General features: G+C 73.2%; 12 protein-coding genes. 5 read left to right on the top strand and 7 right to left on the bottom strand.

All coding sequences use genetic code 11. The annotated features are described in order from the left end of the window. Positions 1 to 80 precede the first annotated feature (80 nt). Positions 81 to 2,789, top strand: a complete 2,709-nt coding sequence (locus R6Y94_RS40660) for a protein kinase domain-containing protein (RefSeq protein ID WP_318402222.1) — start codon at positions 81 to 83, stop codon at positions 2,787 to 2,789. Between the two features lie 173 nt (positions 2,790 to 2,962). On the opposite strand, the gene R6Y94_RS40665 is transcribed toward R6Y94_RS40660, so the two are convergent. The 3 genes from R6Y94_RS40665 to R6Y94_RS40675 all read right to left on the bottom strand — a co-directional run bounded on the left by R6Y94_RS40665 (position 2,963) and on the right by R6Y94_RS40675 (position 7,555). Beyond that, positions 2,963 to 6,172: a BTAD domain-containing putative transcriptional regulator gene (locus tag R6Y94_RS40665; protein WP_318402224.1), complete on the bottom strand. Its 3,210-nt coding sequence runs from the start codon at positions 6,170 to 6,172 to the stop codon at positions 2,963 to 2,965. A gap of 292 nt (positions 6,173 to 6,464) precedes the next feature. After that, a complete protein-coding gene (locus tag R6Y94_RS40670) occupies positions 6,465 to 6,587 on the bottom strand; it encodes a hypothetical protein (protein ID WP_255527944.1) in 123 nt (40 codons plus the stop codon). Positions 6,588 to 6,592: 5 nt separating this feature from the next. Further along, complete coding sequence (locus tag R6Y94_RS40675; protein WP_318402226.1) at positions 6,593 to 7,555, bottom strand: TIGR03557 family F420-dependent LLM class oxidoreductase; 963 nt, start codon at positions 7,553 to 7,555, stop codon at positions 6,593 to 6,595. Between the two features lie 262 nt (positions 7,556 to 7,817). Between R6Y94_RS40675 and R6Y94_RS40680 the strand changes: the two genes are divergently transcribed. Together R6Y94_RS40680 and R6Y94_RS40685 are read left to right on the top strand one after the other, a co-directional pair. Next, the gene (locus tag R6Y94_RS40680; RefSeq protein ID WP_318402228.1) at positions 7,818 to 9,224 is read left to right on the top strand and encodes a M1 family metallopeptidase; all 1,407 of its coding nucleotides are present in this window, start codon (positions 7,818 to 7,820) and stop codon (positions 9,222 to 9,224) included. A gap of 180 nt (positions 9,225 to 9,404) precedes the next feature. After that, on the top strand, positions 9,405 to 10,808 hold the full coding sequence (locus R6Y94_RS40685; protein WP_318402230.1) for a cellulase family glycosylhydrolase: 1,404 nt from the start codon (positions 9,405 to 9,407) through the stop codon (positions 10,806 to 10,808). Positions 10,809 to 10,878: 70 nt separating this feature from the next. Here the strand turns inward: R6Y94_RS40685 and R6Y94_RS40690 are convergent, their stop codons facing one another. After that, on the bottom strand, positions 10,879 to 11,334 hold the full coding sequence (locus tag R6Y94_RS40690) for a phage tail protein (protein ID WP_318402232.1): 456 nt from the start codon (positions 11,332 to 11,334) through the stop codon (positions 10,879 to 10,881). A gap of 201 nt (positions 11,335 to 11,535) precedes the next feature. Further along, positions 11,536 to 12,423 carry an LLM class flavin-dependent oxidoreductase gene (locus R6Y94_RS40695; RefSeq protein WP_318402234.1) on the bottom strand — a complete coding sequence of 296 codons (888 nt, stop codon included), beginning with the start codon at positions 12,421 to 12,423 and terminating at the stop codon, positions 11,536 to 11,538. A gap of 252 nt (positions 12,424 to 12,675) precedes the next feature. On the opposite strand from R6Y94_RS40695, the gene R6Y94_RS40700 reads away from it, so the two are divergent. Next, positions 12,676 to 13,617 (top strand): sporulation protein, encoded by a 942-nt coding sequence (locus R6Y94_RS40700; RefSeq protein WP_318402236.1) that lies wholly within the window; start codon positions 12,676 to 12,678, stop codon positions 13,615 to 13,617. A 114-nt stretch (positions 13,618 to 13,731) separates the two neighbouring features. On the opposite strand, the gene R6Y94_RS40705 is transcribed toward R6Y94_RS40700, so the two are convergent. Then, complete coding sequence (locus R6Y94_RS40705) at positions 13,732 to 14,130, bottom strand: hypothetical protein (RefSeq protein ID WP_318402238.1); 399 nt, start codon at positions 14,128 to 14,130, stop codon at positions 13,732 to 13,734. Positions 14,131 to 14,344: 214 nt separating this feature from the next. Between R6Y94_RS40705 and R6Y94_RS40710 the strand changes: the two genes are divergently transcribed. Continuing rightward, complete coding sequence (locus R6Y94_RS40710; RefSeq protein ID WP_318402239.1) at positions 14,345 to 14,746, top strand: hypothetical protein; 402 nt, start codon at positions 14,345 to 14,347, stop codon at positions 14,744 to 14,746. Between the two features lie 144 nt (positions 14,747 to 14,890). Here R6Y94_RS40710 and R6Y94_RS40715 read toward each other — a convergent pair whose 3' ends face one another. After that, positions 14,891 to 17,116 carry a HelD family protein gene (locus R6Y94_RS40715; protein ID WP_318402340.1) on the bottom strand — a complete coding sequence of 742 codons (2,226 nt, stop codon included), beginning with the start codon at positions 17,114 to 17,116 and terminating at the stop codon, positions 14,891 to 14,893. Positions 17,117 to 17,129 lie beyond the last annotated feature (13 nt).

Below are 17,129 nucleotides of genomic sequence, written 5' to 3' on the forward strand. Positions count from 1 at the left end.
GGGGGGGGGGGGGGGGGGGGGGGGGGCGGGGGGGGGGCGCGGGGGCGGCCCCCCCCCCCCCCCCCCCCGGACCGGCCGAGGTGCTGATCGGCGGCAGGTACGCGGTCACCGGGGCGATCCGGCAGGCGAACAAGGGCGGCGTCTACCGGGCCCGGGACCTGCGTACCGGCGCCACGGTCCTGATCAAGGAGGCCCGGCCCTACGTCGGCACCGACGCGTACGACCGGGACGTCCGGGACCTGCTCGGACACGAGGCGCGGGTGTTGCGGCACCTGCTTCCGCTGGGCGTGACGCCCCGGCCACTGCGCGAGTTCGTGCAGGGTGATCACCGGTTCCTCGTCGAGGAACTGCTCCCGGGGCGGTCGCTCCGCGCCGACGTGCCGGACCTTCCGGTGGCCGGTCCGGGCCGGCCCGGCTGGCCGCAGCTGCTCGGTCGGCTGGCCCGGCTGGTCGGGGCGGTGCACCCGGTCGGCGTGGTGCTCCGGGACCTGGCGCCGGAGAACGTGCTGCTGTTGCCGGACGGGGAACTCCGGCTGGTCGACCTGGAGTCGGCCGCGTTGCGCACCGGGGGACCGGACGACTGGTCGTACCTCGACCTGCGGTACTCCGGCGCGGCCGGGTTCGTCGCGCCGGAGCAGTGGCGGGGCGCGGCACCGGATCCGGCGGCCGACCTGTTCAGCCTCGGCGTGGTGGCGCTGTGGCTGGCTGGCCGGATCTCCCCGGCCGGCATCGACGTGGCGGGCGTCGGGCTCGCCGCGACCGGGGGCGCCGGGTACGACGTGGCGAGCGCTGACGTGACAGGCGCCCGCTCGTCGGCCGGGTTCGCCGGCGCGTCGCCCGGGTCCGCCGGACCGCCGGTGCGGTCGGTGGAGGAGTGGGTGGCGGCGCTGCTGGAGCCGTCCTTCGGCGGGCCACCGGTTCCGGCACCGCTGCGCCGGATCGCCACCGGCCTGCTGCGTACGGAGCCCGCCGACCGGATCGGGCTGGGCGAGGTGGTCGGGCTCTGCACCGAGGCGTCCGACGACTGCGGTGGACGGCGAGGCGCCGAAGCTGCGACCGCCGCCCGTCGACCGGACGAGCCTGCCAGCTCGGGCGCCGGCTCCCGCCCCGACTCCGGTCCCAGTTCTGGCCTCGGCTCCGGCCCGAAAACCGGACTCGACACCGGGACCGGCCCCGAGCTCGGTCCCAGGACCGGTCCCGGACTCGGGAGCGGCACCGGTCCTGGGACCGGCACTGGTGCCCTGAGTGGCGCTGGTGATGGGAGTGGCGCTGGTCCTGGGATCGGCACCGGTGCCGGGAGTGGCACCGGTCGCGGTGCAGAGGCCCTTACCCTGCCCGGGGCTTCGCCGCCGGAGGCGGCGGCCACGCTGTCGGAGCCGGCCTGGTGGGGCCTGGTCGAGGAGAGCGTCCACCGACTACACCCGGCACCGGATCCACTGTCCGGTCTCGACTTCGGGGTCCGGCCGGGCACCCGGTCGAGCCCGCATGCCCGGCTGGCCGGTGCCGGCCGGCCCGGTCGGAGGCCGGGGCCAAGCTGGGCGGGTCCCGGGTCCGACCGACAGCTCGCCCCAGACCGGGGATGCGGCGGCCTCGCCCGATCGGTCGCGGCGCTGACCCGGCTCGTCGTCGTCGACGGGCGGGCGGCCGGCGAACCCGCTCGACAGGCCGGCGCGGCACCAGTGCTGGACCTCCTGCTGGACCGGCTGCTGCACTCGCTCGACGGCGAACCGCACCGGCTGCCCGGACTCTCCGCCGGATCCGCCGCAGCCGTCTGGGCGCTCTGTGACGCCGGGCGGCGGCTCGGCCGGCCGTACCTGGTGGACCGGGCCGCGGAGCTGGCGGTCCGGTTGCCGGTGCGCTGGCCGGAGCCGGGGCTCGGGTACGGTCTCGCCGGGCTCGGCACCGGCCTGCTGCACCTCTGGCAGCACACCTATCTGCCCGCGCTGCGGGACCGGATCACGGCGGTGGCCGGGCACCTGCTCGACACCATCGACCCGGGCGGCGCGATGGTGTGGACGGTCGACCCGTCCTTCGACTCGGTACGCGCCGGACTGCGGTCGTACGGCCTCGAGCACGGCACCGCCGGAATCGGCGCGTTCCTGCTCGCCACCGGAGAGTCGCTCGGTCGGCGGGACCTGACCGCCGCCGCGATCCGTTGCGCGGAGACCCTGCTGAATGCCGCCGAGTCTGTCGGCGGGACCGTGCACTGGCCGAGCCCACCCGTCGGCACCGGGCCCGAGCGGCCGCGCTGCCCCGACGACCCGGCCGGGATCGGCTCCTTCCTGTGCCGCGCGTACCTGCACACCGGCGACGCCGGGTACCGGGAGGCGGCGGTGGCCGCTGCCCGGGTGGTCGTCACGAGCCGATGGACCCGGCATCGTGGCGGCGGGATCGGACCGTGCGCTGGGATCGTGTCCGGGGTCGGCTCGGGGCCGGCCGGTGACGGGGAGTTCCTGCTCGACCTGACCCGGGCCACCGGCGACGCCCGGTACGCCGGCTGGGCCGAGGCCCTCGCCGCGAGGTGGTGGGCGACCGGCGCCGGCCCGGCCGGGGACGCCGATCGGCCGGGTTGCGGCGATCCCGATCCGGCCGGCCGACTCGCCTTCCTGCTCCGGCTCCGCCTCGGCGGTTCGCGGCTGTTCCACCCCGACCCGTCCGGGCAGTCGGGTTACCACGGGACGGACCGGCCCGTCATGACCCCGGCCGTAACGGCCGGGATCGGAGCCTGGCGGACCGGATCAGGTCGATCCGTCGCGCCCTCTGCCGGCGGCCCCGCCTGCCGATGCTGAGATCTCGATCGCTGACGACCCGGGCTGTGTCGACGGCCGGGATTCGGCTGACCGCCCCGGATGTGCCGTCGGCGCAGATCGTCCGGTACTGGACCCGCTTCGCGCACACCGGCAACCCGAACGGACCGGGCAGCCCCGGCTGGGCGCCGTACGACCGGTCGAGGTACGTCCAGTCACTCGCCCCGGGACAGGGCGGGATCCGGCGGAAGGACCTGGCCCGGGAACACCACTACGACTTCTGGCGGTCGCTGGGCTGACGCCCGGCGCGGTGCCGGAAGGCCACCGGCCGGCCGGCGTGGCAGTGGCTCGGGCTGGTCGGCGGGACAGAGGATCGGGGTCGCCCGGGGCGCGACCCCGATCCGTCGGATCACCCCGCGCAACGTCCCCGTCCTGCGGAGCGGAGCGGACTCGTCGGTGCCGCGCCGGGCCCCGACGCGCTCGCCGGCCGGGTGCGCCGCCGGACCGGGGCGCTGCCCGGCCAACCACTGGACGGTCGCACAGGCGGCCGCCCGGTCCGGATCGCCCAGCTCGTCGAAGAGCCGCCGGGCGGTCCGGGCCGCCGTCCAGGCCGCGGCGGACTCGGCCCGGGAGAGCAGCAGCAGGGCGTTGCCGAGCGACAACAGGGCCTGCGCACGGTCGGCAACACCGCGACCGCGCAGCGCGGCGCGCCCGTGCTCGACCGCGCGCTGCCACAGCTCGGTCAGCCCGCGCTGGTGCAGGAAGTTGGTCGGTGCCACGGCGAGCCGCCAGGCCAGCTCGGTGTCGCCGAGTGCGGCGGCGTGCTCGGCGGCGCCGACCACCAAATGCCGTTCGGCGCCGAGCCAGCCGAGTGGGTCGGCGTCGACGGCACGCAGAAGGTCGTCGTCCGGGCCGAAGCCCTCCGGCAGGCCGAGCGCGCCGGCCGGGAAGACGTGGTCGGGCACCTGCCGGTCGGCGCGCAGCGCCAGATCCAGCAGCCACCAGTACGCCCGGCGGTGCGCCGTCGCCCGGGTCGGTGGAGGATCGTCGAGGCTGACCCGCTCCCCGGCGTACAGCCGGACCAGCTCGGGCATCCGGTAGCGGGGCAGCCCCGGGCGGGGGTCCGGCGCGGGACGCAGCAGCCCGGTGTCGGTCAGGTCGGCGAGAGCCTGCTCGGCCGTGCTCCGATCGGTGTCCAGCAGCGGAACGGCGAGCCAGCCGGGGAACTCCGCCACCGGAAGTGTGCCGAGGCGCCGGAGCAGGGTCGCGGGGTACGCCGCCAGCCGCTGGTACACCCCGGCCAGCCCTCGCCGTACGTCCCGGTCGCCGTCGGCGAGCCGGTCGAGCCGGCGCGCGCCGTCGGTGAGCCGTTCGACGGCCTGGGCCAGCGACCGGTCGGCCCGGACCGCGAGTCGGCTTCCGGTGACCCGGATCGCCGACGGTAGCCGGTCACAGAGTTCGACCAGCCGGTGTGCGGCCGACAGGTCGCTGGCCACCCGTTCCGGCAGCATGCCGGTGAGCAGTCGGACCGCCGGCTCGACCGGCAGCGCGTCGAGGGCGACCGGGTGGGCGCCGTCCAGCCCGGCCAGCGGGCGCCGGGCGGTGACCAGCGCCGCCGAGGCCGGTCCGGTGGGCAGCAGCGGGCGTACCTGGACCTCGTCGACGGCACCGTCGAGCAGGACCAGGATCCGGCGTCGCGCCACCACCGACCGGTAGCGGTCACGCCGCTCGGTACGCCCGACCGGAATCGAGCCCTCGGGTACGCCGAGCGCGCACAAAAACGCGCCGAGTACCTCGTACGGGTCCACCGGTACGCCCCGGTCGTCGACGAGTTGGGCGTACAGGCAGCCGTCGGGGTGAGCGGGGCCGACGTCCCAGCCGGCCCGGACCGCCAGCGCCGTCTTGCCGATCCCGGGCAGGCCGGAGAGGACCACCACGGCCGGTCCGGTCCGGCCGGTGCCATCGCCGAGGGCGCGTCGGATCCGGGTCAGCTCTGCCTGCCGCCCGACGAAGTCGGCCACCGCGGGCGGCAGTTGCCACGGTGTGGCCGGCAGCTCTCCGTCCGACTGGCCGACCGCCGCCGCACCGAGCAGGTACGCCCGCACGACGGGCGACCCGGTAACCGCCGGCGCGGCCGCCGACGGTGTGGGCACCGCCGTTGCTCGGGCCGCCGCTGCGGTGCCAGGCCGCGCGGTGGCGACGGGTGGTGTGGTCACGGATGTGGCGGCGACCGGTGGTGCGGTGCCAGCGCGGGTGGCGGCGACCGGGGGCGTGGTCACGGTGGGTGCGGGCCGGGGTGGGAGAGTTCCGGTCGGGCCGGAGGTGTCGCCGGTGCAGTCGGCGGGCTGGCCCGGCGTACCGTCCCGGCCGCTGGGCCGGCGGCGGGCCGGGCCACCCGGTTGCCCGCCTGGCCGGCGACTTGGCGTCCCGCCCGGCCTGCGTCCCGGTCGTCCGGCCAACCGGCGGCGGGCCGGCGGCCCACCCGGTCGCCGGCCCGGCCGGTTCGGCTCGGTGCCGACCGGGTCGACGGCGGTTGCCGACGGATCTCCCGGCACCGCCTGCGTACCGCCCGGAACCGGAACCGGCACTGGCAGCGGAACCAGCGCCGGGTCGGCGCCCGGGGCGACCGGCAGTGCCGCCGCAGCGCCGGACAGGTCGGGCGTCGTGGCCGGGAGATCGAGCGCGGGATCGCGGTTGAGGATCCGGCGGTGCAACGCCGCCAGTCGCGGGCTGGGCTCGATGCCGACCTCGTCGGCGAGCCGCTGCCGGAATTCCTGGTAGGCCGCGAGCGCCTCGGTCACCCGACCGGAGCGGTAGAGCGCGAGTACCAGATTCTCCCGGAAGCGCTCGTTGAACGGATCGGCGACGGCCAGCCCGACCAGCTCGGCGAGCAGGTCGGCATGCCGGCCGAGGGCGAGTTCGAGTTCGATGCAGCGGGCCCGGACCGCGGCCCGCCGCTCGGTGAGCAGGGTGGCCGCCGTCCCGACCAGTTGGCCGGGCACCCCGGCCAACGCGGGCCCACGCCAGAGTTCCAGCGCGGACCTGAACCGCCCGACGGCTTCGGCGGGCCGGCCGGCCGAAGCCACCCGCTCCGCCTCGGCGACGTGCTGCTCGAACAGCAGCGCGTCGAGTTCGTGGCTCGTCGCGGCGAGCCGGTAGCCGGCGGTCTCGGTGAACACCACCGGTCGCTCCACGCCGGCCTGGTCGAGCAGCCCGCGCAGTTGGGACACCACGATGCGCAGTTGGGCGCGGGCCGTCGGCGGCGCGTGCCAGCCCCACACCGCCTCGACCAGCCGCTCGGTCGGCACCGTCCGGTTGGCCTCCAGGAGCAGGGTCGCGAGCAGGGTCGAGACCCGGGCGCTCCGGATCCGGAGTGGAGCACCGGCAACCTCGACCGACAGGGGACCCAGGATTCTGAACCGCATACTCGTCTCCGCCGCGTCGCCGCGCGACAGCCGTACGGCTGCCTGGGGCCGAGCCTTGTGCAACGTCCGGGGCCGAACCAGGGACAGCTGACCCGGCCGCCCGGGAGGATCGCCCGACACGCCGGGCCGGACTCGGGGCACCCGCCGCTCGGTGGAGCGGCCGCCGGCCGATCGGTGCACCTCTTCGAGCTGGACGGCGCCGCGCGTTTGCCCGGGTGCCGGCGATCCCGATCGGCTCGGCGAACCCCTTCTCCGGCTGAGGTGACGACGGACCGCGAGGTGGCGGAGACGTTCAGTTGAGGACCAGATTGACCAGTACGGTCAGTGCGATCGAGCCGAGGATGGAGATCAGGATCATCAGCAGGCAGCCCAGTCCACCGCCGAGCGGGCGGACCTCGACGCGGCCGAATCGCATCCCGATCACAGCTCCCGGAGCCGGGGCAGCAGCTCGTGCTCGGCCCAGTCCAGGAACATCGGCTGGCTGTCGACGCCGACCTGCACGAACGCCACGTCGGTGAAACCGGCGTCGACGTACTTCCGGAATGCCTCGACGTGCGAGTCCAGTTCCGGTCCGCAGGGTACGAGTTCCGCGATGTCCTCGGGGCGGATGGCTTCGCTGGCGCTGACGAAGGACTCCGGCCCGGGCAGCTCGGCCTTGACCGTCCAGTTCAGGGCGGCCCAGCGCCACTGGTCGTGCACCGTCTTGCGGCAGTCGTCGGCGTCCGGCCCGTAGCAGACCGCCGCCTGCCCGTAACGGGGCTTGCCGGCGCCGCCGCGCTCGTCGTACATCCTGACCACTGCGGCATCCGGGTTGTCGCAGACCAGCGCGTCGGCGTACTCGCCTGCCAGCTCGACCGAGTGCGGCCCGGAGGCCGCGAGGGCGATCGGGACGGGGGTGGCCGGCCGGTCCCAGAGGTACGCCTCGGGCACCTCGAAGTGGTTGCCGGAGTAGGAGAGGTTGTCACCGTCGAGCAGCGGCCGGATGATCTGCAACGCCTCCTCCAGCATCTCGTGCCGCTGGTGCACGTACGGCCAGGCGCCCGCCACGTGCTCGTTGAGGTTCTCCCCGGCACCGAGCGAGAGGGTGAACCGGCCGTCCGACATCACCCCGATCGTCGCCGCCTTCTGCGCGACCACCGCCGGGTGGTAGCGCCGGATCGGGCAGGTGACGTAGGTCATCAGCCCGACCCGGGAGGTGGCGTGCGCGACCGCGCCGAGCACCGCCCAGGCGTAGGGGGAGTGACCCTGCGAGGCGAGCCAGGGGTAGTAGTGGTCGGAGATGACCAGGTAGTCGAAACCGGCCTGTTCCGCCCGGACCGCCTGGTCGACCAGTTCCTTCGGTCCGGTCTGTTCACACATCAGCGTGTAGCCCACCCCGACCATGCCGGCCTCCTCCGTCGTCCGATTCCGGTTGTCTACCCCGCCTGGCGCGGGTAAACCCCCGTCGTCCGGGACGAAGGGGCAGTGATGTCCTTGACTATCTGTCAGGGGTGGAGGTAAGTTCCCTTAACCGGTTAAGAATTGCCGGTGCATCATCCTTGTGGTGGGGATGACGGCGCCCGTGGCGGTCGGTCATCGCACCGCCCGGGCGCCGCCCGTCCGTTCGGTCCTTCCCCGCGGGTCAGGGCCGTATTAATGTCCGACCATGGTGATCTCTCGACGGGTCGGTGCCGCGCTGGTGACGGCGACCGTCACGTTCTCGCTCGGTGTCACCCCCGCGTCCGCCACCGGCCGCGGTCACAGCGGCGCCGGGACGCCGGGCGCTCCGGGTGCCGGCGACGGCTACTTCCCGGCCGCCGGCAACGGCGGGTACGACGTCCTCCACTACGGACTCGAGATCCGCTACGAGCCGACCAGCCGGGCTTTCGCCGGGATCGCCACGGTCAGCGCCCGGGCCACCGACCGGCTCTCTCGGTTCAACCTGGACCTGCGCGGCTTCGAGGTGCGTTCGGTGACCGTCGACGGCCGGCCGGCCCGGTACGACCGGGACGGCCAGGAGCTGCGGATCTCGCCGAAGTACGGCCTGTCCCGCGGCGAGCGGTTCACCGTGCTGGTCCGGTACGACGGCACCACCGGCCGGCCGACCGACATCGAGGGCGCGCTCTACGGCTGGGTCTCCACCCCGGACGGCTCCTTCGTGGCGAACGAGCCCGACGGCGCCCCTACCTGGTATCCGGTCAACGACCACCCGACCGACAAGGCCAGCTACGACTTCCGGATCACGGTTCCGGCCGGCAAGACCGCGGTCGCCAACGGCGAACTCGTCGCGCAGCGGACCAGGAACGGCTGGACGACCTTCGTCTGGCGGGCCCGGGACCCGATGGCCAGCTACCTCTCCACCGCCTCGGTCGGCGACTACGACCTGCGGCGCAGCACCGGTCCGGGTGGACTGCCGATCATCGACGCGGTCGACCGGGACCTCGGCCCGGACGCCGCCGACGGGCTGGCCCGGACCAGGGAGATGATCGAGTACTTCTCCGACCTGTTCGGCCGGTACCCGTTCACCTCCTACGGGGCGATCGTCGACGACGACTCCGACGCCGGGTACGCGCTGGAGACGCAGACCCGGCCGATCTACTCCGGACCGCCCGGCGAGGGTACGGTGGCGCACGAGCTGGCCCACCAGTGGTACGGCAACAGCGTCAGCCCGGCCCGCTGGCAGGAGATCTGGCTGAACGAGGGGTTCGCCAGCTACGCCGAGTGGCTCTGGGAGGAGCACACCGGCGGGCGTACCGCCCAGGCACGGTTCGACACCAACTACGCCCGTCCGGAGACGGCGAGCTTCTGGAACCCGCCGCCCGGTGATCCGGGCGCCACGAACCTCTTCGCCGGTTCGGTATACACCAAGGGCGCGATGACGCTGCACGCGCTGCGTACGAAGATCGGCGACCGGGCCTTCTTCACCCTGCTCCGCACCTGGTACGCGGCGAACCGCGACGACACGGCGACCACCGCCGACCTCGTCCGGCTGGCCGAGAAGGTGAGCGGGCGGCAGCTCGACGCCTTCTTCCAGACCTGGCTCTACACCCCGGGCAAGCCCACCGCCTGGTGACCGGCGGCTGTCCACCCCTCCGCCCGGCACCGGGGGAGTGTTACTTAACCGGTTGCGTTAACCGGTTCATCAGCCTACCCTGATCGGTGCCGCCGCAGGGAGTCGGGCGGTAACTGTCGGGCTGCAGTTACCGATCCCCTCACTTCTGTCCCCGTCCCGGGGCCCTCCCTGAGGTAGGTCATGAAAAGACGAATCTTCGCCGTCGGATCGGCGTTGCTCGCGCTCGTCGCCGCCGCGGCCGTCTCGCTGTTCGTGGTGGCCCCGCCGGCACAGGCGGCGGCCGGCTTCACGGTCAGCGGCGGCCGGCTCATCGACGCCCGCGGCAACGAGTTCATCATGCGCGGCGTCAGCCACCCGCACACCTGGTACGCCAGCCAAACCGGTTCATTCGCCAACATCAAATCCCTGGGTGCGAACACCGTACGGGTGGTGCTGAGCAGCGGTGCCCGGTGGACCCAGAACAGCGCCAGCGACGTCGCCAACGTCATCTCGCTGTGCAAGGCCAACCGGCTGATCTGCGTACTGGAGGTGCACGACACCACCGGGTACGGCGAGGAGGGCGCGGCGATCACCCTCGACCAGGCGGTCAGCTACTGGATCAGCGTCCAGAGCGCGCTGGCCGGCCAGGAGAACTACGTCATCCTCAACATCGGCAACGAGCCGTTCGGGAACAACGAGAGCGTCAGCGCCACCTGGCCGACCGCCACCCGCAACGCGATCACCCGGCTGCGCAACGCCGGCTTCGACCACACCATCATGGTCGACGCGCCGATGTGGGGTCAGGACTGGCGCTTCATCATGCGGGACAACGCGCAGAGCGTCTTCAACTCCGACCCGGACCGCAACACCGTCTTCTCGATCCACATGTACGGCGTCTTCGACACCGCCGCCGAGATCACCGACTACCTCGGCCGGTTCCGCCGCGCCAACCTGCCGATCGTGGTGGGGGAGTTCGGGCACAACCACTCGGACGGCAACCCGGACGAGGACACCATCATGTCGTACGCCCAGCAGAACGGGATCGGCTACATCGGCTGGTCGTGGAGCGGCAACGGGGGCGGCGTCGAATACCTCGACATGGTCACCAACTTCGACCCGAGCCAGTTGACCTCGTGGGGGCAGCGGATCTTCAACGGGGCGAACGGGATCCGGCAGACCGCCCGGGAGGCGACGGTCTACAGCGGCGGCAACCCGACGACTCCGCCGGCGACCCGTCCGCCGACCGGCAGCCCGACCACCCGCCCGCCGACGACCCCGCCCACGACCACCCCGCCGGCCGGTACCCGGGGCTGCACCGCCACGTACGCCATCGCCGGGCAGTGGCAGGGCGGCTTCCAGGGCGACGTCCGGGTCACCGCCGGCAGCGCCGCGATCAGCGGCTGGACCGTCACCTGGACCTTCGCCAACGGGCAGCAGGTCAACCAGTCGTGGAACGCGACCGTCACCAGCAGCGGGTCGACCGTGACCGCGCGGAACGTCTCGCACAACGGCAGCCTCGCCGCCGGGGCCAGTACCGCGTTCGGGTTCATCGGGACCTGGAACGGCAGCAACAGCGCACCGGCGCTGAGCTGCACCGCCGGCTGACCGCGCGGTTCCCGGGTGGCCGGGCCCGCGCGCTGCGGACCCGGCCACCGCCGCTGCGGATATTGCGGGCTCAGACCGACACGCGCTGGAGCCGTTCGCAGACGATCGTCACGGTCTCCATCAGCACCTCGCCGGCACCCGCCTTCACCGCGCCGATCTCCAGCTTCGACGGCCAGGCGTGCTCCAGGTGGTAGCGGGCCACCGGCGTGCCGTCGGTGGCGTACATGACCAGGGAGCCGTTCCGGGCGGCCCCCGGGTCGCCGGAGATCGCCAGCGCCTGCCAGTTCCACAGTTCCAGCGAGCTGTTCTTGCCGCGTTTCAGGACCAGGGTCGCCGGCTTCGCCTTACCGGGAAGTCTCCTCGTCCCGGCCTCCCGGCCGGTCGACTCCAGCTCGGCCGGGAGCACCTCGCTGCTGATCCCGGAAAGCTCCGGGAAGGCCGCGATCTCGACGCCGTCGATCTGGAGCGAGTACCGTGCGGCGCTCAGCGCCTTGTCGGGCTGTGCGGATTTCGGGGTGATCGACATCGGCCTCTCCCGTCGGATGGTTGGTACCGATGCCGGGTGACCGGCCGGGCTGGCGCGGTCACCGGCGGATGCAGGATACGCCGCAACCACGCGTCGACCAGTCGGCAACTACTCAGCGCATCCGAGCCAGATGGCGGCGTGCGCGGCGGGGATCGTCAGGTTGAGCGCCGTCCGCACGTCCGGTGCGTCCGGACGGGACGGTCAGCTCCGGCCGGGCAGCCGGGGCAGTACCTCGCTGGCCACCTCGGCGAGGATCGCCTCGTCCCCGGCGTACCAGCTCGACTCGCGCGGCCAGTGCGTGACGACGTCGGTGAAGCCCAGCTCGGCGGCCCGGCCGACGGCCTCGGTGAAGTGTCCGACACTGGACAGTGAGAAGACCGGCGCGGAGTCCAGCGAGAGATAGCGGTCCAGACTGCCGGGATCACGTCCGGCGGCGGCGAGGATCCCGTCCATCCGGCCGGCGAGGTCGGCGACGGATCGCCACCACGCCGCCAGGTCGTCGCCGTCCCGGACGCCGGTGGTCACCCAGCCCTGGCCGTACCGGGCGGCGAGCCGCAGCGAGCGTGGCCCGTTCGCGGCGACGACGAACGGCACCCGGGGCTGCTGGACGCAGCCGGGATTGCTCCGCGCGTCGACCGCCGCGTAGTAGTCGCCCCGCCAGTTCACCCCGTCCTCCCGGAGCAGCAGGTCGAGCAGTTCGGTGAACTCGGTGAACCGGTCGACCCGGAGCCGTGGCGAGAGCGTCTCCGCACCGAGTACGGCCGAGTCGAACCCGATCCCGCCGGCGCCGAGCCCGAGCAGCAGCCGGCCGTCCGAGACGTCGTCCAGCGCGGTGATCTGGCGGGTGAAGTGCACCGGGTGCCGGAAGTTGGGCGAGGCGACCAGGGTGCCCAACCGGATCCGGGAGGTGACCATCGCGGCCGAGGTCAGCGTGCCCATCGCGTCGAACCACGGCCCGTCGACCAGGTCACGCCAGCCGAGGTGGTCGTACGTCCAGGCGTGGTCGAAGCCCCACTCCTCGGCCTGGCGCCACCGGCGCTCGGCCACGGACCACCGCTGGTCGGGAAGGATCACGATGCCCACGCGCATGATCCCAGAGCTTACGTCCCCGTGCCGCCGCCTGGGCCGCCCGCGTGGTGCGGCGGCACATGGGGGTGGACGGCGGGCGTCGGCCGAGTCGGATTCGTGTCCGGGCAGGTCACCCGAACTGATGACGGGCGAACGCTCCCAGCCACCTCACAGCTACGGTGAATACTGTCACCGGAGTGGCGTGTTGATCCATCGTGGAAAAATGCGCGCTGACACCCGCGGCACCTATCCGCCGTAAACAGGAGTATCTCTATGGTCTTCAAGAAGATGTTGAGCGCCCTCGGCGTCGGCGGTCCGAGCGTGGACACCGTGCTGACGAACCCGAACACCCGGCCGGGCCTGGTGCTCGACGGGCAGGTGAACCTGCGCGGCGGGGATTCCGCGGCCGACATCGAGCAGGTCACCGTCGCACTGGTCACCCGGGTCGAGATGGAGGCCGGGGACAGCGAGTACGCCGGCACCATGGAGTTCTACCGGCTCCCGGTCAGCGGTGCGATGCGCCTGGAAGCCAAGCAGGAAATCTCGATCCCGTTCCAGCTCCCGATGCCCTGGGAGACCCCGATCACCGATGTCTACGGTCAACGGCTGCGCGGTATGACGATGGGGCTGCGTACCGAGCTGGCGGTGGCCCGGGCGGTGGACAAGGGCGACCTGGACGCCCTCGCGGTGCACCCGCTGCCGGTGCACGAGAAGATCCTGGAGGCGTTCGCCCAACTCGGCTTCCAGTTCAAGAGCGCGGACCTGGAGCGCGGACACATCTACGGCGTGCAGCAGACGCTGCCGTTCTACCAGGAGATCGAGTTCTTCGCCGCCCCGCAGTACGCGCACGCGATCCGTGAGGTCGAGCTGACCTTCGTCACCAACCAGCACGGCGTGGACGTCATCATCGAGTGCGACAAGCGCGGCGGGATGTTCAGCGGCGGGCACGACACCGTCGGCCGCTACACCGCCGAGCACGCCGGGGTCGACCAGGTCGACTGGCGGCAGCGGGTCGAAGGCTGGCTGGCCCAGACGGTGCAGAGCTACGGTCGGCACGGCGGGATGGGACAACATCACGGACATCCCGGCAAGCAGGGGCACCACGGCGGGCACGGCATGGGCGGCATGGTCGCCGGTGCCGGGCTCGGTCTGGCCGGGGGCATGATCGCTGGCGAGATGCTGGAGGACGCCTTCGAGGGCGACTTCGGCGAGTAGCGGGCAAAAGGCCGCGGTCCCCGCCGTCTCCGGCGGGGACCGCGACCCCCGTGGCAGGTCGCCACTGCTCGGGACACTCCGCTGCGCCCGACGTGTCAGGCGCCCGCAGCGTCGTTACCTGTTCGCCCGATCGGCCCGTCGCCAGGCGCTACCAAGCTTCGCCAGACCACGGCTACCCAGGTAGGCGATGGTCAGCAGGGTGATGAAGAACCACGCGTTGTCCGCGCGGAACACGTCCACACCAACCGAGTTCCGGCCGACCAACTCGGAGGCGAGCAGAACGCCACCCACCGCGGCCAGGTAGATATAGAACTCGGTCGTCTTGTATGCCGGCTTGGTCTCGCTACCCGGGTTGCGCCGTGCCGGCTCGTCCATCCGGCGCTGCATCTCCGACAGGGTCTGCTGTATCTGCTGGTTGGAGATGTTCTGGGCACCCATCTCCCGGGTCGGTGCCGACTGCATGTCCGTCGCCTGCTGGCCCATCGGCTGCCTGGACGGGGTCTGCGTGCTCATCTTTTCCTCCTCGGATTCGATGAGATCTCTTGCGACCGCCCCCGGTCACGGCACCGCCGCGCCGGTGGCACCCGTTGGCTACCCGACCGGCCCTGCCACAAACAGCCGCTGACCAGCCAACTACCGGCCCCGGGCCGCTCGGGGCGGCCGGTGCGTTTGCCGACCCGGGCACCGGGGACACCCCGGACAACGACAACTCGGCGAGGTGGTGGACGTGCGCGGCGAGGACGAACGGCGGGAGTCGGCACGGCGGACCGAAGACCGGATGGGGCGCGGCAAATACGGGCCCGGCGCGATGGAGGAGGTCACCCTCCCGGTCGACGAGGGGCGCGAGGCGCACGAACGCGACATCGAGGACCCGGCGGACCGGGCGCGGGATCCGGACGTACTGCGCAACGGCGGTCCGACCCGGAACCGGGGGGTGAGCACCACCACCGGTACCGACCGGCGGGCCGGACCGGCGAACGTACGCCGGCAACCCCGCCGACCGGGCGGAAAGGTGGCACCCACCACCACCGGGGACGCCACGACCGGCGGGACCAACCCGTCGGCGGCCGGGTCGACCAGCGACGCCTCCGGACAGGCGCGGCAGATCGGCAACTTCACCGACAAGTGAACGGCGGGCGGCCCGCAACGGCGAGCGGGCCCGACCTTTCTCAACCTCCCCTTGCGGTCGGTGGACCGCAAGGTCGGGCGCGGTGCGTGCGCGCCGCGCGGTTCAGGTCGAAAAAGGTTCAGTGACCCGGCCGCCGCGCCGGGCTCAGTCGACCCGGAGGATGCCCAGCCGCTGGGTCGCCCGGGTGAGCGCGACGTAGAGGTCGCTGCGCCCACGGGGAGACTCGGCGACGATCCGGTCCGGGTCGACCACCAGGACCGAGTCGAACTCCAGCCCCTTGGTCTGGGCGACGGTCAGCAGCACCACCTGGCTGGTCAGCTCCGGGTCGTCGCCGAGCGCCACCCCGGGCTCCGCCTCGGTGGCCGCCCGACCCAACTCGTCGACCAGCCCGGCCGGCACGATCACCCCGACCCGGCCCGTACCGACACCGGCCGCCTCGGCCCGGATCGCCTCGACCAGCCGCCCGGCCAGCTCGGCGGCATGCACCCGGGAGTCCCAGGGCTGCTCGCCGGTGTCGCGTACCGCCCGGGGAGGGGTCAGCGTCGGGTCGATCTCGGCGAGCACCTTGGCGGCGACCGCCAGGATCTCCGACGGCGTACGGTAGCTGACCGTCAGCTCCTCCAGCCGCCACCGGTCGCCGACGTACGGCTCCAGCACCGGCCACCACGACGAGGCGCCGGCCAGCGCCCCGGTCTGGGCGACGTCGCCGACCAGCGTCATCGAGCGGCTCGGGCAGCGGCGCATCAGCACCCGCCAGGCCATCGGGGAGAGCTCCTGCGCCTCGTCCACGATCACGTGCCCGAAGGCCCAGCTCCGGTCCGCCGCCGCCCGCTCGGCGGTGCTCAACTGGTCCCCGTCGGTCTGCCGCTCGGCCAGCCGGTCGGCGACGAGCAGGTCGGTGACGTCCAGCATCCCGTCCTCGGCTTCGGGCTCGTCCTCGAAGTCGATCGACTTGGAACCGGCGGCGATCTCCAACACGCCCTCGGCGTACTCGATCTCGGCCTGGCGCTGCCGGGCGGCGCGGGCCTGGGCCGCCCGGTCGTCCTCACCCAGCAGCTCCGCCGCCTCGTCCAGCAGCGGTACGTCGGCCGGGCTCCAGCCGCCCCACGGCTCGCGCCGCAGCGCCGCGCGCTCGGCCTCGTCGAGGTTCGCCGCCGCGACCGCGAGCCGCTGTTCCGAGGCGAACAGCCCGGCCACCACCTGCTGCGGGGTGAGGACCGGCCAGAGCCAGTCCAGCACTGCCTGCACCTCGGGCTCGGCCCGCAGCTCGCGCCGGAACTCGGCGAGGTCGGCCTCGTCGAGCAGGTTCTCCCCGCCCAGCGGGTCGGCGCCGAGCCGCTCGGCGAGCTGGTCGGCGAGGGCGTGGATGATCTCGATGTCGAAGAGCGGCCGGGCCAGGTTGTGTGGCCGGTCGGTGCGGCGGACCCGCTCCCGGGCGGCGGCGACGGTGGCCGGATCCAGCACCAGGCTGTCCCGCTCGATGCTGATCTCGATCGGCTCGTCCGGTACCCGCTGCCGGTCCCGGATCGCGGCGGCCAGCACCTTGACCATGTCGAGCCGGCCCTTGAGCTCGGCGACCTCCGCCGGCTCGGCGCGGGTCGCGGTGATGCCGGGGAAGAGTTCGCCGACGGTACGCAGCAGCACGCCGGTCTCGGCGAGCGTCGGCAGCACCTGCGAGATGTAGCGCAGGAAGGTCGGGTTCGGGCCGACCAGCAGCACGCCCCGGGTGGAGAGGATCTGCCGGTGCGTGTAGAGCAGGTACGCCGCCCGGTGCAGCGCCACCGCCGTCTTCCCGGTGCCGGGGCCGCCCTGCACCACGAGCACCCCGTCGAGGTCGGTCCGGATCACCCGGTCCTGCTCGGCCTGGATGGTCCGGACGATGTCGGTCATCCTGCCGGTACGGCTGGCGTTGACCGCCGCCAGCAGCGCCGCCTCGCCGGTCAGCCCGCCCCGGTCGCCGGCCTGCCCGGCGGTGTTCAGGTCCAGCACCTCGTCGTCGAGGCCGACCACCTCGCGGTCCCGGGTCCGGATGTGCCGGCGCCGGCGTACCCCGTCCGGGGCGGCCGCGGTGGCGAGATAGAACGGCCGGGCCGCCGGAGCGCGCCAGTCCAGCAGCACCGGTTCGTAATCGCCGTCTCCGTCGAATATGCCGATCCGGCCGATGTAGCGGCGGGTACCGTCGTCGAGGTCCAGCCGACCGAAACAGAGGCCCTGCTCGACCGCGCCGAGCCGGTCGATCTGCTCGGCGTACATCCGTACGGTGCCGTCGCGCTGTGAGCGCTCCTGCTGGGTGCCGCCGGCGTTGCCCAGTGCGGTGCGCAGTCGCCGGGTGGCCTGGGTGCGCAGTTCGTCGAGGCGCCCGTAGAGCATGGAGACGTACCGC

Origin of the sequence: Plantactinospora sp. KLBMP9567, from assembly GCF_033446045.1 — a bacterium.
GTDB lineage: Bacteria > Actinomycetota > Actinomycetes > Mycobacteriales > Micromonosporaceae > Plantactinospora.

Bases quoted from the DNA above. Each gene is read 5' to 3' on its own strand.
- R6Y94_RS40665 (WP_318402224.1), bottom strand. From the start codon at position 6,172: ATGCGGTTCAGAATCCTGGGTCCCCTGTCGGTCGAGGTTGCCGGTGCT.
- R6Y94_RS40670 (WP_255527944.1), bottom strand. From the start codon at position 6,587: ATGCGATTCGGCCGCGTCGAGGTCCGCCCGCTCGGCGGTGGACTGGGC.
- R6Y94_RS40675 (WP_318402226.1), bottom strand. From the start codon at position 7,555: ATGGTCGGGGTGGGCTACACGCTGATGTGTGAACAGACCGGACCGAAG.
- R6Y94_RS40680 (WP_318402228.1), top strand. From the start codon at position 7,818: ATGGTGATCTCTCGACGGGTCGGTGCCGCGCTGGTGACGGCGACCGTC.
- R6Y94_RS40685 (WP_318402230.1), top strand. From the start codon at position 9,405: ATGAAAAGACGAATCTTCGCCGTCGGATCGGCGTTGCTCGCGCTCGTC.
- R6Y94_RS40690 (WP_318402232.1), bottom strand. From the start codon at position 11,334: ATGTCGATCACCCCGAAATCCGCACAGCCCGACAAGGCGCTGAGCGCC.
- R6Y94_RS40695 (WP_318402234.1), bottom strand. From the start codon at position 12,423: ATGCGCGTGGGCATCGTGATCCTTCCCGACCAGCGGTGGTCCGTGGCC.
- R6Y94_RS40700 (WP_318402236.1), top strand. From the start codon at position 12,676: ATGGTCTTCAAGAAGATGTTGAGCGCCCTCGGCGTCGGCGGTCCGAGC.
- R6Y94_RS40705 (WP_318402238.1), bottom strand. From the start codon at position 14,130: ATGAGCACGCAGACCCCGTCCAGGCAGCCGATGGGCCAGCAGGCGACG.
- R6Y94_RS40715 (WP_318402340.1), bottom strand. From the start codon at position 17,116: ATGCTCTACGGGCGCCTCGACGAACTGCGCACCCAGGCCACCCGGCGA.